We start from the raw sequence: 12,425 nt of genomic DNA, 5'->3' as shown, positions 1-12,425 counted from the left end.
CACATGCAAGCAACGATAGTCTTACCGCACACTCGTCTCGCAGATCGCACGAATACGACGTCCGGACCGGCCTGATCGGCCTGGAGAGAGGTGTAGTGGTAGGTGGTCCGATCGAAGTTCAACGGCCCACAGGCACGCCGGATCGAGACCATCTAATCCCGGCACATGTCCTTCACCCCTCCCGCTTCCGAGCAGGCCCTGGGCGTTTCGGCGAATGGACCTCCCGCAACATATTGAGCTCCAGCGTCTGCTCTGCGACAATCCGTTTCAACCGGGCGATTTCGTCTTCGAGCTGCTTCCGCTTCTTCACCTCCGGAATGGCATCACTCGCGTCCCGAGGCGTGCCCGCTTCTGGCGAAGACTTCCTGAGATCTTCGCGGATCCCCGCGATGGTGAGTCGTCTGTCTTTTCTAAGCGATGCGATACGCTTTAACCGCGTAACGTGGTCAGCGTCGTACCGCCGGTGGCCCTTTTCCGAGCGATCCGGTACGATGAGACCCTCCTTCTCCCAAAGCCGAAGTGTCGATGCAGAAACTCCCGCTAGACGTGCAGCTTCCGCAACGCGATAGATTTTCTTTTTGTGGTCCATCTCGGCACTTTCGTTCAGCCGCAATTTTGCCGGTTAGAAATACGCTCGATCCAAGGAAGCGTCTTGAACGCTGCATTGTTTGCAAAACGCGTTCGCACAGGGAAAGACACGGGCACATTTGGAGAAAAATACCCGTGGCAGATCGAAATCAGTGTGGGATTTCATAGCCATGTGTTCGATCACTCGCAACAGCGACGCTGGCGAATTTATCAGACAGGTCAGCGAGAAGGCGCCTTTCAAGGGCTGATCCTGCTCACCTGCGGCGTTGGGCCACATCATCCGCTTCCTCGCACCGATCACTACCGAGGAAAAATGCTTTCGGCACATCGCTCGCATTGCTTGCAGAGCGCGCAGGCCTGTCGACTGGTATCTTCATGTTCGTGCTCTCCGAGGATTCCCATTTATCGGCACGAAATTCACGGAGAACGAGAAGGTGCGCAAGCTCACCTTCACCGGCGCGAGCAATGTCGGCAAGATCCTGATGCTCCAGGGCGCCAACGAGATCATGAAACGCGGCGCCGAGCTTGGTGGCAACGCCGCTTATCGTTTTCGATGACGCCTCGCGGCGAGTAGGAGCATAGCGGACCGCCTCGGCTGTCTTGGACTTGCCGGAGGCCACTAGTTTCTGTTTATGGACTCCGAGCACGTGTGTGTGGCCAAACACCGCCAGTCCCTGCTGGCTCGCCTTAAGCAAAAGGGAGGGCCAGCCCGCTCCTATTTGGCCTCAAGGAATGCTCGAATTCGCTCTCCCGCCTGAGCAATGCTCAACACGCCATCCATGTGCCCTCGCGTGCCTTCCAGTTCGACGAATTCGACCGGCGTACCGTCGGATTTAATAATCGTTCCTGTCTCCCGCACTGCATTTCCAGGAAAAATCAGGTCTTCGTCGGTATAGATCAGCATCACGGGCACATCGATATTCAGAAGCCCTTTGTAGAGGCAGTCTTTGGGCTGTCCAGCGACGAACAGCTGATTGGCGCGCGCGAGATAAAGGAAATGGTTCGCATCTGACTGGGCTACTCGTGCTGCGCCCGCCTCGTTCAGCTTCGTGACAACCTTATAATCATTCGCCCAACTCTGCCCGGGATCCGCACCTTCGCTGGCCCAGTCACGCCCAAATGTACCGTCGGTCCATTCTGCCGAATTTGCCTGCAGTGTTAAAGTCTTCATCGCTTGAGCCAGCCCTGCATTCGGCGCCTGGCCTGTGTAATAATCTCCACCGTTCCAGTTTGGATCCAGTTTGATCGGCGACGCCCAGACGTCCAGCCACGCGATAAGGTTCGCGTCTGCCCAACCAGAGGAAATGACCGGAATCACCCGCTCCAACTTGTCGGGATAGCGTGCTGCCCATTCATAGCTTTGCAGCCCTCCCATGGAGGCGCCCATGACAGCATGCCATTTCCCGATCCCCAGTTGCTCCATCAGCCCTTTCTGCGTATCAACGAAATCGCCGATTGTCATGATCGGGAAATCCATACCCCAAGGCTTTCCTGTTTTGGGATTGATCGTCGCCGGTCCGGTGGTGATGACGTTCGGATCGTTGGCACCGAGATTGACCGGTGTGTCGACCGACACGACAAAGTATTTTTCCGTATCGATGGGCTTGCCGGACCCGATGATCGCATCCCAATAGCCGGCGCTTACATCCGCCTCCTTATATTTTCCCGCTGCGTGACTGCTTCCACTGAAATAATGCGGAATCAGGATGGCATTATCTTTGGCGTCGTTCAGCGTGCCATAGGTTTCATACCCCAGCCGCATTTCGGGAACCGTCCTGCCTCCACGTGTCACGAAGTTCTTCAGGGTAAATTCCCGCTTCTCAACTAAAGGCTCGTACGCCAATGCCGGGCCGGCCATCATGGCGACAGTGATAAGTATTTTCAGGCGCATTTACTTCTCCTTGGTCGGTTACCAACGAAACAAAGTGGTGGCCTCAGCCTTCCAAAGCCGTATCCTAGTCACTGGATTTCACATTGATCCAGGTCAAAACTTCTGAGCTTATAAGGGGCTTATTCGCCCCTGTAGGATCATGTCGCGGCCAGACCGCGGCGACTTCTCAAGAGTAATACTCTGGTGCCTTCTTGAAGGTCGACCACGCATCCGGGTCGTGACCGGTGACGACGTTTGCCCCCGTCCTCTCCGCGATTGTGCGCAGCTTCTGTACAGAGCGAACAGTATCCACCGTCGATGCGAGGAAGCCGGGCAGCGCCTTTTCTTCCCAATGGTCGAGTGTGTAGGCGGCATCGATCGTCAGAAGCAGCGGCTCGCTGCTGGGAAGGCGGACGAGAAAGGATTGATGGCCCATCGCATGGCCAGGACTGAAGATCGTCGTCAGCGTTCCGTCGCCATAAACATCATAAAAATCGTCTTGAGTGCCGTTCAAAAACTGCCATTTCAGACCCGGGCGATCGAAATCCTTGCGGATATAGCCGCCATCGGCAAACCAGTCGGGCGTGAAGGCGTATTCATATTCGGCCCTCTGCACGATATGCGTGGCATTCGGAAAGCGGCCGATCGCGCCGGTATGGTCGAGATGCAGGTGGGACTGCACGACATATTTAACATCCGCCGGATCAAAGCCGAGAGCTTTGACCTGATCGACGCATCCTTTGTCCTTGTCAAGCACCGGCCAGTACACGTCGCAAATACCGCCCCAGTGGCCGCGCGGGTCCGTCGCGACTTCAATGGCGACTCCACCGTCGATGATTGTGTGACCGTCGGGATGGGTGATCAGGTAAAAAGGAACCGGGATTTCGTAATCCGCACCATTTCCCTGATTCATTTTGATGTTGTGCACTTTGCATTTCAGGGTGCCGGACTGAAGCATGTAAAGTCGGATATCCGTCACGTTGGACCTCCCGTGTTGATATGAACGGCGAATTTCTGCGGAAATCTTCAGAAGGCTTCCCGATACAGCGCCAGCGCATCCTCTTCCCGAACCTCGACCGGATTGTTGACGAGCAGGCGCCCCTGGTTTTTTATCGCATCCGTAGCCAGCATGGCGAGGCTGTTGTCGGTTACCCCGACATCGCGGAGCCGGCGCGGCGCGCCGCTTTTATCCATCAGCACCTGCATATGGGTAACGAAGTCCTCGGAACGGGCCGCAGTGTCGCCGCTTCCCTTGACCCCAAGCACATCGGCGAGCTCGGCGTAAAGCGGGGCAGCCGCCTGTGCATTGTAACGAAGGACTGGGCCGAGCATCAGAGCGTTCGAAAGACCATGCGTAATGTGATAATGTCCACCCAGCGGATAGGCCAACGCGTGGACCGCAGCCACCGGGGAATTGGAGAAAGCCTGGCCCGCAAGCATTGCACCGAGAAGCATGCCTTCGCGAGCATCCCGGTTTGTCGGCTCCTTGCAGCCAGCGATTAGATTGGTGCCGAGAAGCCGCAACGCCTCACGCGCAAGCGCGTCCGAAAGCGGGTTTTTTTTATGCTTACTTGTATAGGCTTCGATGGCATGCACCATCGCATCGATGCCGCTTGCTGCGGTGTGAGCCTGCGGCAAACCAACGGTCAATTCCGCATCCAGGAGCACGAAATCCGCATAGAGTTGCGCCGACACGACTCCCATCTTGGTCGTCTCGCCGGTGGTGATGATGGAAATGTTGGTGACTTCGGAACCGGTGCCCGCAGTTGTCGGAACGAGAACCAGTGGAACACGCCCCCCCTGAACTTTGCCGATGCCATACATTTCGGCGAGCGGTTGTGCCGACGAGAGCAGCACCGCCGCGAGCTTTGCTATGTCCAAGGACGAGCCACCACCGAGACCAATGACAATATCGGCTGCGACTTGCCGCGCCTCCTCGACACAACCATACAAAACACTTTCCGGTGGATCTGGCACAACCCTATCGAAAATCGCCACGCTGAAGCCAGCCGCCTCCAGACTGGCGGCAATGGGCGCAATCAACCCAGCCTTCACAAGGCCCGCATCGGTGACCAAAAGCACCTTGCGCGCGGCAAAACGCGCAGCGATGATTTCACCTAATCGCTTAGCTCCGCCCCAGGCCATTTCAATGGATGGGACAGTTCGAAACTCGAACGGATTGAACGTCATTCAGTCCTCCCTTGTCGTCAGCTGCTTAAGCGATCGCCGAGCACAGATATTTGATTTCCAGGTAGTCATCGATCCCGTAACGGGAGCCTTCCCGTCCGAGGCCGGACTGCTTGACGCCGCCAAATGGCGCTACCTCGTTCGAGATCTGACCGGTGTTGTGACCCACCATGCCGTACTCCAGCGCTTCGGCCACTCGCCATGTCCGACGGACGTTTTCAGTATAGAAATAGGCAGCCAATCCGAATTCCGTATCGTTGGCCATAGCGACTGCCTCTTCCTCTGTCTCAAAGCTGAAGAGAGGCGCGACTGGCCCGAAGGTTTCCTCGCGTGCGACCTTCATCGCCTGTGTCGCTCCCGTCAGGACGGTTGGTTCGAAGAATGTCCCGCCAAGGCTGTGTCGCTTGCCACCTGCGACCACTTTCGCTCCCTGCGCGACCGCATCGCTAATATGGTCCTCGACCTTGGTAATGGCGTCAGCATCAATCAGCGGCCCGATCGTTACGCCTATCTGCGTACCTTCACCGACTTTCAGTGCAGAAACCTTCGCGGCAAGCTTTTCAGCGAAGACAGCGTAAACACCGGACTGCACGTAGATACGGTTTGTGCAGACGCAGGTCTGACCAGCATTGCGGAATTTCGAAGCGACGGCACCATCGACGGCGGCATCGAGGTCCGCGTCGTCAAAAACAATAAAAGGTGCGTTGCCGCCGAGCTCCATTGATAGTTTTTTTATCGTCGGCGCCGACTGCGCCATCAGAATTCGCCCCACCTCGGTCGATCCGGTGAAAGAGAGTTTTTTGACAATGTCGCTTTCCGTCAGCACCTTGCCGATCTCGCGTGCTTTTCCTGTCACAATCTGAAAAACGCCGGCGGGAATACCTGCCTGATCGGCCAGAACGCCGAGAGCAAGCGCCGTGAGGGGTGTCTGCTCAGCCGGCTTAACCACCATTGTGCAACCGGCAGCCAGCGCAGGCGCCGCCTTGCGTGTAATCATTGCTGCCGGGAAGTTCCAGGGCGTGATCGCAGCGCAGACACCGATCGGCTGCTTGAAAACCAGGATGCGCTTGTCGGTGGTGGGTGCGGGTATGATGTCCCCATACACTCTCTTTGCCTCCTCGGCAAACCATTGAATGAAGGAGGCAGCATAGAGTATTTCCCCCCTGGCTTCGGAGAGGGGCTTACCCTGTTCAGCCGTCAACAGCGCGGCGAGATCGTCTGCATTTTCTACTATCAGATCGAACCAGCGAAGCAGGACGGCCGCTCTTTCCTTGGCTGCAAGCGCGCGCCACGATCGGAACGCCATCTCGGCCGCTGCGACCGCCTGCTCAATATCTGCCGTCTCCAGCGCAGGGACGGTGCCGACAATCTCCCCCGTCGCGGGGTTGTTGACGGCTACGTTGTTCTGAGAGCTCGCAACCCACTTGCCATTTATCAGGCATCGATCGCGCAGCAGTTCCGTTTTTTTTAGATTGACCATGACCTCCCCCAAGCGTAGAGTTCAATTTGTTGAACCAATATCGTTATATTGAACTAGCCTGACAGGAGGTATCGAAAGTGTCAAGTGCAAGACTCGCCGCAGTGGACGACACTGCGATCGGCAAATCCGTCGACTCTGTTCCGGCGCTCAGGCGCGCGGTCTCGATCCTCGATCTTGTCACCAATTCCAGCGACGCAATGTCGGCCGCCGACATCACACGGGCGATGTCGTTGCCAAAAAGTACGGCTCACGGCCTACTTGGCGTGATGGTAGAGCTTGGCCTTCTTGTTCGCAAACAGGACGGCACGTTCCGGCTCGGCCCGCATCCTATGCGTTGGGCGCACGGTTTTTTATCCGAGATGGACATGGTGTCAGTTTTCCGGAATTATTTCGCTTCCGACACCACATTGTCTCCCTACACGGTCACACTGACGACTCTTGACCGTCACGAGGTCGTCTATATTGATTGCCGTAATTCCGACCAGCCCCTGGGGCATACTTTCCGGATAGGAATGCGCCTTCCTGCCACCTTTACCGCGACAGGCAAAATGCTGCTTTCCGAAATGCCGGAGGATAAGCTCGATGCTCTCTTCAGAGCGAACTTTCCTTTGCCCCTCACCTCTAGAAGCGTCAAAAATCTTGCCGCACTAAGGCAGGAGCTGGCTGACATACGTATGCGTGGTTTTTCGATCGATAACGGTCAGGTTCGCGAAGGGATGATCTGCATCGGCACCGCTCTGCGAGATCATACGAGATGCGCGGTTGCCGGCATTGCCATCAGCCTTCTGGAAAGCGAAACGACTCCGGCGCTTATCGAGTCACTCGGAGAGACGATGCGCAAATCAGCCGCCATTCTTTCCGAGCAATTGGGGCATAACAGCTCATCACGCATCAGTGTCGAAGGATAGCGCAGCGTTTTGAGAGAGCGGAAATTTACTGCCGACCAAAGGAGACCAGGTGGGGTTGGCTCAGCTTGAGCAACGTGGCTGCTCTTTGACCCTAAGGCAGGCCGTCGCAGCGTCGAACCGAATGGCTGCGAAAATCGTGCATTTGGGCTCACCGTCAATCCGATGCAAGTGTCAATGTCGCGGTTCGCTCGCCAGGCGAATGGCTACATAAGCAGCTGACGAAAATCCTCTCCACGTCGACTTGTTGATGGAGGTTTTGCCAAAAGCGAGCTTCTGGCGGAGTTCAGGAGAAGTCGTCCTCAGTGATTCTTCGTGAGGCTGACGGCGCCCGTTTCCCCTTTAGGAACAGTTCGCGCCGCTGATTGTACTCGCCTTCTGGCTGAACAGCCGCTCCTCCATCTTGACGTTGGTTGCAATACTCACTATACACAGTAATGAACCGAGTTCAACATAATGAACTCGGTGGCGTGGCCGCAGCGTGAGAGGACGCTTTCGGCCTACCACGCAAGCGTGTCATTGCACCGGAACAGGCAATTTGCCGTAGAGGAGGAATCTATGAAAAAGTCGTGGTCTCTGACCATTGCAGCCATCTTTCTGTCTGCCACCGCCCCCGATGGCCTCTCGGCTCAGGAGCCAAAGCCCTTCACTATTGGTGTTGTGACGTTCCTGTCCGGTGCACCGGCTGGTCCCTTCGGCATCCCCACAAAGATTGCCGCCGAAGTCTTCGCCGAGCAGGTCAATGCCGGTGGCAAGCTCCCGGCGCCGTATGACAAGGTCGGCTTCGGCGGCCGTCCGATCGAACTCGTCGTCATCGACGAGGCCGGTGGCACCACCAAGCAGGTTTCCGAACTACGCAACCTCGTCGAACAGAAGGGCGTAGACATGATCGTAGGCTACACGTCCTCGGGCGATTGTCTTGCGGTCGCGCCTGTTGCCGAAGAACTGAAGACCATGACACTTCTCTTCGATTGCGGCACGCCGCGCATCTTCGAGGAAGCTGACTACGAATATGTATTCCGCCCCGTTGCAACCGCGACGATGGACAACGCCGGTGCCGCACTCTACGTCAACGAGACAGTCAAGAAATTCAACACCTACGCCGGCATCAACCAGAACTACGCCTGGGGTCAGGACGCCTGGAACGACTTCGAGGGCACACTGAAGAGCCTTCGCCCCGAAGTGACGCTGACGACCTCGCAGATGCCGAAGCTCGGTGCCGGTCAGTACAATACTGAAATCTCCGCAATTCTCGGCAGCAAACCCGATATCATTCATTCGAGCTTCTGGGGTGGCGACCTTGAGGGTCTCGTGCTTCAGGGAGCGCCACGCGATCTATTCAAGAACGCCACTGTCGTTCTGACGGCAGGCGAAACGGCGATTCATCGCCAGGCCAAACAAATCCCAGATGGCACCATCATCGGCGCCCGCGGTCCAAACGGCATCTTTGCACCGGACAACGCCTATAACGACTGGTTCAAAACCGCTTACAACGCCAAGTCCGCCACGCCCCCCAGCTATCCGTCCTACCACATGGTGCAGACGCTTTTTGCGGCGAAGTTCGCTTATGAGAAGGCACAGGGCGGCGACACCGCCAAGACGCCGACTACGGAGGAGATCGCCGCTGCTCTCAAGGGTTCCACCTTCCAGGGTCCCTCGGGCGAAGTGAAGATGTCGATGGGCAAGGGCAACCAGGCTGTGCAGGAAATGGTCTATGGCCGCACCAAAACCGTCAATGGCAAGCTGACCTTCGTCGATGTGATCCGTTACGCTCCAGAAAGGGTGAACCCACCGGAAGGCATGACCAGCCATGAGTGGATCAAGAATAAGCTGAAGTGACTTGTCCACCGCGGCATCGCTTGCGCGGGTTCTCCCGGCGCGTTTGGCGCCGCAATCCCTTTGAAGCGGTTTTCGCCCGTCGCATGCCACGCTGGCACCGAAAGATGAATCCCGCCCGTCGTTTCGAAATGGTGTGTGGCATGAACGCGTTTCTAGGCGCTATTATTGACGGCATTCTGTATTCCGCATGGCTCTTCATCATCGCAGTCGGCCTGACGCTGATCTACGGGGTGATGAAGATCCTCAACATGGCCCATGGCACGTTCTATGCCATCGGCGCCTACATGTCGGTGACTCTGCTGGGTTGGTGGTTCGCCCAGGGCCTGCCGCCCGCTGGAAGCATTCCGGTCATGATTGTCGCGGCGCTGATCGCCGGTACGATTGTCGGCCTCGTCGTCGAACGGGGCGTCCTGCGCTTTTTCGCGGGGCGCGATCCCGTCGTGCTGCTGCTGGTAACCTATGCGCTCTTCCTCATTCTGGAAGACGTGGTGAAGCTCATCTGGGGTGTCGATCCATGGATAGCCTCCGACCCGGTGTGGGCATTCGGCAACGTCTATCTCGGCCCCCTTGTCTATCCGACCTACAACCTCATTGTCGTCGTCGTGGCGATCGTCAGTGGTGGTCTCCTGACGTGGTTTCTGCAATTCACTGCCAAGGGGAAGATGCTGCGCGCCGTCATTCATGATCCGGAAGTATCGCAGGCGATGGGCATCAATGTCAGCCGCTGGAAAGTGTCGGCCTTTGTGGTCGGCTCGATCCTCGCCGCACTCGGCGGCGCCTTCACAGCGCCGACCATCTCGGTGGCGCCGGGCATGGGCGTCGAAGTGGTCGTCATGATGTTCGCAGCGGTGGTGATCGGGGGGCTTGGATCGATTCCTGGCACCATTGTCGGCGCCCTGATCGTCGGCTTCGTCCGCTCACTTGCGGTCCACTATTGGCCCGAAGTCGAAGTGTTCAGCATCTATGCAGTGATGGCTATCGTTCTCGCCATACGTCCGCAGGGGCTGTTTTCCGGTGTGGAGCTGCGCAAGATATGATGAACAAAACCAAAACCTTTGTGCCGGTCGCCGTCGGCGCGGCACTTTTCCTAATCGTCGCGGCCTGGGCGCTACCCACCTGGAACTTCGTCATCTCGATCGGCCTTGCCAAGGGGCTCGCGGTTCTCGGCCTCGTGCTGATGATGCGCGCTGGGTTGGTCTCGTTCGGCCAGGGACTTTATTATGCTATCGGCGGCTATTCCGTCGGCTTGATGGTCAATCTCTGGAGAATCAACGAAGCGGTTCTCTTGCTCATCGCCCCGGTCGTCATCGCCGCGGCGACTGCAGCAGTCGCCGGTCTCCTTCTGTCGCGTTACCGCGACATCTTCTTCGCGATGCTGACGCTCGCCCTGTCGATGCTTCTCTACGGTCTTCTGGTGAAGTCGGTGGAACTTGGCGGCACGGACGGCTTCAACATCCGAGGCGTGACCTTGTTCGGCCTGCCGCTGAGCGGTACTGCGCGTTTCAACGGCCTCGTTATCCTCGTCCTGATCTGTTTCACAGCGGTGATAACCGTCTGGTACTTCGGCAAGACGGCGCTCGGTCGCCTGCTGCCTGGCATCAAGGATAACGAGATTCGCGTCGAGTATCTCGGCGCGTCTGCAAGCAAGACGATCTATCTCTCCTACATCCTTGCGGCAATTCTAGCCGCCGTAGGTGGCTCCATGAGCGGCATTCTCGTCGCGCATGTGGATCCGGAAATGGCCTTCTGGGCAACCTCGGGCGAATTCGTGGTGATCGCAGTCCTTGCCGGTACTGGCAACATCTTCACGCCCTTCATCGCCGCGCTTGCACTCGAATTTGTCAGGACGTTCGCCTATCAGCATGCCCCCAACACTTGGCAACTGGTACTTGGCGTCATCATCCTCTCGATGATCCTGTTCCTGCCGACAGGCCTGGGCGGCATCCGTTTCGGTAAGCGCAACACGACCACCGTCGAGGCAGGAGAAAAAGCATGAAGCCGATTATTGAAGCAAAGAGCCTCATTAAGCGGTTCGGCGCGGTAACTGCCGCAAACGACGTGAATGTCGACATCATGTCTGGAACGATTTCGGGGCTGATCGGCACAAACGGCGCCGGCAAGACGACGTTTATCAATATGATTACGGGCTACCTCGGCCCGGACTCCGGTTCGATCCTGCTCGACGGACAGGAAATCGTCGGGCTTTCACCTCGTCAGATCACTCGGCGCGGCGTTGCCCGGTCCTTTCAGATTCCGCAATTGTTCAACTCGCTGACAGCGATTGAGAACCTGATGTTTGCCTACAGCGCCACGGACAGCGTTGGCATCAAGGGCTTTTCAATTCTTTCCGACGACGAGCTCGCGACCCATGCTGACGAGAGGCTCGAGGTGTTCGGACTTGGAGCGTTCCGCAACTCGATTGCCGGCACGATGCCCGAAGGCATCCGCAAGCTTCTCGACATTGCAATTGCCATGGTTGGCAAGCCGAAGGTTCTTTTCCTGGACGAGCCGACGAGCGGTTTCGCCAGCGAAGAAAAATTCTCGGTCATGGACCGCATTATTGATGCGACCCGTGTCGCAGGCGTCAGCGTGCTCTTCGTCGAACACGACATGGAGATCGTTGGCCGCTACTCCGACCGCGTGCTCGCTTTCTTCGAAGGCCGGGTGCTGATTGATGGACCTCCGGAAACGGTCCTCAGCGACCGACAAGTGCGCGAACTCATCATTGGTGAAGAACATTGCGTTCGCAGGGAGGATAACCATGCTTGAAGTGAAGTCAATCAACGTCTCCATCGGCGGGGTACCTATTCTGCGTGACGTTTCCATGAAGGTCGAAGCCCGCTCGATGGTCGGAATCGTCGGCCGCAATGGTGCCGGCAAGACCACGTTGATGCGTGCGATAATGGGGCTCTTGCCACTCCGGGCAGGTTCGATCCATTATGAGAAGAAGGACATTTCACGTGAGGCGCCGCATCTGCGCGTGCACCACCAGATGGGCTTCGCGCCGGAAGACCGGCGCCTTATTCCCGAACTGACTGTTGAGGAAAACCTGCTTATTCCGGCATGGGCAGCTGGCGTCACAGATGCGCAGAAGCGGCTCGACGATGTCTATGCGCTCATTCCGGAGGCAGCGGACTTCCGCCATCGCCGCGCCCTGCAGCTTTCAGGCGGCCAGCAGAAACTCGTGGCCATCGGTCGCGCACGCATGACTGGCACCCAGCTGTTAATGCTAGACGAGCCATTCGAAGGCGTCGCCCCCGCGCTTTCCAAGCGCATTTCCGAGGTAGTCGCATCCCTGCAGCCGCTTGGTCTTTCCATCCTTCTTTCCGGCGCCGATCTTCGGCACGCCGGTAAGGGCCTCGATATGGTTTATCGCATGGACCGTGGCCAGATCACTTCTATTTGACCGTCATTGGCAGCGCCTGTGCATCTCTGCTGCGTCCCAACCGCCGCATACGAAATTGTGAACCACTTCGGTAACCTGTGGTTTCGACGGTTGCTCTTTCAAGGCTGCGTTGAGGCATTCGCGCGGGCTTAGGAGCGCGGGTCTAAATAC

General features: G+C 57.3%; 10 protein-coding genes and 3 pseudogenes. 7 read left to right on the top strand and 6 right to left on the bottom strand.

The genetic code is table 11. The annotated features are described in order from the left end of the window. Nucleotides 1-24 precede the first annotated feature (24 nt). A pseudogene (locus tag BS629_RS39590) lies at nucleotides 25-316 on the bottom strand (IS3 family transposase); the annotation flags it as partial. A gap of 3 nt (nucleotides 317-319) precedes the next feature. Then, a pseudogene (locus BS629_RS04635) lies at nucleotides 320-589 on the bottom strand (helix-turn-helix domain-containing protein); the annotation flags it as partial. A gap of 326 nt (nucleotides 590-915) precedes the next feature. On the opposite strand from BS629_RS04635, the pseudogene BS629_RS04625 reads away from it, so the two are divergent. Beyond that, nucleotides 916-1,149, top strand: a pseudogene (locus BS629_RS04625) (aldehyde dehydrogenase family protein); the annotation flags it as partial. 154 nt (nucleotides 1,150-1,303) lie between these two features. Here BS629_RS04625 and BS629_RS04620 read toward each other — a convergent pair. From BS629_RS04620 to BS629_RS04605, 4 genes are all read right to left on the bottom strand, one after another. Further along, nucleotides 1,304-2,479: an E22 family MetX-like putative esterase gene (locus BS629_RS04620; RefSeq protein ID WP_077987953.1), complete on the bottom strand. Its 1,176-nt coding sequence runs from the start codon at nucleotides 2,477-2,479 to the stop codon at nucleotides 1,304-1,306. A 166-nt stretch (nucleotides 2,480-2,645) separates the two neighbouring features. Continuing rightward, nucleotides 2,646-3,437, bottom strand: coding sequence for an AttM family quorum-quenching N-acyl homoserine lactonase (attM, locus tag BS629_RS04615; RefSeq protein ID WP_028756146.1), 792 nt, complete (start codon nucleotides 3,435-3,437; stop codon nucleotides 2,646-2,648). A 47-nt stretch (nucleotides 3,438-3,484) separates the two neighbouring features. Beyond that, nucleotides 3,485-4,648 (bottom strand): iron-containing alcohol dehydrogenase, encoded by a 1,164-nt coding sequence (locus tag BS629_RS04610; RefSeq protein ID WP_077987952.1) that lies wholly within the window; start codon nucleotides 4,646-4,648, stop codon nucleotides 3,485-3,487. 25 nt (nucleotides 4,649-4,673) lie between these two features. Continuing rightward, nucleotides 4,674-6,125: an NAD-dependent succinate-semialdehyde dehydrogenase gene (locus BS629_RS04605; RefSeq protein ID WP_077987951.1), complete on the bottom strand. Its 1,452-nt coding sequence runs from the start codon at nucleotides 6,123-6,125 to the stop codon at nucleotides 4,674-4,676. Nucleotides 6,126-6,202: 77 nt separating this feature from the next. Here BS629_RS04605 and BS629_RS04600 point away from each other — a divergent pair, with 77 nt between their 5' ends. The 6 genes from BS629_RS04600 to BS629_RS04575 all read left to right on the top strand — a co-directional run bounded on the left by BS629_RS04600 (nucleotide 6,203) and on the right by BS629_RS04575 (nucleotide 12,275). Next, nucleotides 6,203-7,033 carry an IclR family transcriptional regulator gene (locus BS629_RS04600; protein ID WP_077987950.1) on the top strand — a complete coding sequence of 277 codons (831 nt, stop codon included), beginning with the start codon at nucleotides 6,203-6,205 and terminating at the stop codon, nucleotides 7,031-7,033. A gap of 555 nt (nucleotides 7,034-7,588) precedes the next feature. After that, nucleotides 7,589-8,869, top strand: coding sequence for an ABC transporter substrate-binding protein (locus BS629_RS04595; RefSeq protein WP_077987949.1), 1,281 nt, complete (start codon nucleotides 7,589-7,591; stop codon nucleotides 8,867-8,869). Nucleotides 8,870-9,009: 140 nt separating this feature from the next. Continuing rightward, a complete protein-coding gene (locus BS629_RS04590; protein WP_028756302.1) occupies nucleotides 9,010-9,906 on the top strand; it encodes a branched-chain amino acid ABC transporter permease in 897 nt (298 codons plus the stop codon). Beyond that, nucleotides 9,906-10,865 carry a branched-chain amino acid ABC transporter permease gene (locus BS629_RS04585; RefSeq protein WP_245315054.1) on the top strand — a complete coding sequence of 320 codons (960 nt, stop codon included), beginning with the start codon at nucleotides 9,906-9,908 and terminating at the stop codon, nucleotides 10,863-10,865. The genes BS629_RS04590 and BS629_RS04585 overlap by 1 nt, the downstream gene beginning before the upstream one ends. After that, a complete protein-coding gene (locus BS629_RS04580) occupies nucleotides 10,862-11,638 on the top strand; it encodes an ABC transporter ATP-binding protein (protein ID WP_077987948.1) in 777 nt (258 codons plus the stop codon). Before BS629_RS04585 ends, BS629_RS04580 begins: the two co-directional genes overlap by 4 nt. Continuing rightward, nucleotides 11,631-12,275, top strand: a complete 645-nt coding sequence (locus BS629_RS04575) for an ATP-binding cassette domain-containing protein (protein WP_049810903.1) — start codon at nucleotides 11,631-11,633, stop codon at nucleotides 12,273-12,275. Before BS629_RS04580 ends, BS629_RS04575 begins: the two co-directional genes overlap by 8 nt. Nucleotides 12,276-12,425: the final 150 nt, after the last annotated feature.

It is taken from the genome of Rhizobium leguminosarum bv. viciae USDA 2370, assembly GCF_002008365.1.
GTDB lineage: Bacteria > Pseudomonadota > Alphaproteobacteria > Rhizobiales > Rhizobiaceae > Rhizobium > Rhizobium leguminosarum.
Note: the sequence above shows the minus strand (reverse complement) of the source record. Positions and strands in the feature narration are given on the sequence as shown.

Coding starts and splice junctions, on each gene's coding strand:
- BS629_RS04590 (WP_028756302.1), top strand. CDS start 9,010: ATGAACGCGTTTCTAGGCGCTATTATTGACGGCATTCTGTATTCCGCA.
- BS629_RS04605 (WP_077987951.1), bottom strand. CDS start 6,125: ATGGTCAATCTAAAAAAAACGGAACTGCTGCGCGATCGATGCCTGATA.
- BS629_RS04620 (WP_077987953.1), bottom strand. CDS start 2,479: ATGCGCCTGAAAATACTTATCACTGTCGCCATGATGGCCGGCCCGGCA.
- BS629_RS04585 (WP_245315054.1), top strand. CDS start 9,906: ATGAACAAAACCAAAACCTTTGTGCCGGTCGCCGTCGGCGCGGCACTT.
- BS629_RS04580 (WP_077987948.1), top strand. CDS start 10,862: ATGAAGCCGATTATTGAAGCAAAGAGCCTCATTAAGCGGTTCGGCGCG.
- BS629_RS04595 (WP_077987949.1), top strand. CDS start 7,589: ATGAAAAAGTCGTGGTCTCTGACCATTGCAGCCATCTTTCTGTCTGCC.
- BS629_RS04575 (WP_049810903.1), top strand. CDS start 11,631: ATGCTTGAAGTGAAGTCAATCAACGTCTCCATCGGCGGGGTACCTATT.
- BS629_RS04610 (WP_077987952.1), bottom strand. CDS start 4,648: ATGACGTTCAATCCGTTCGAGTTTCGAACTGTCCCATCCATTGAAATG.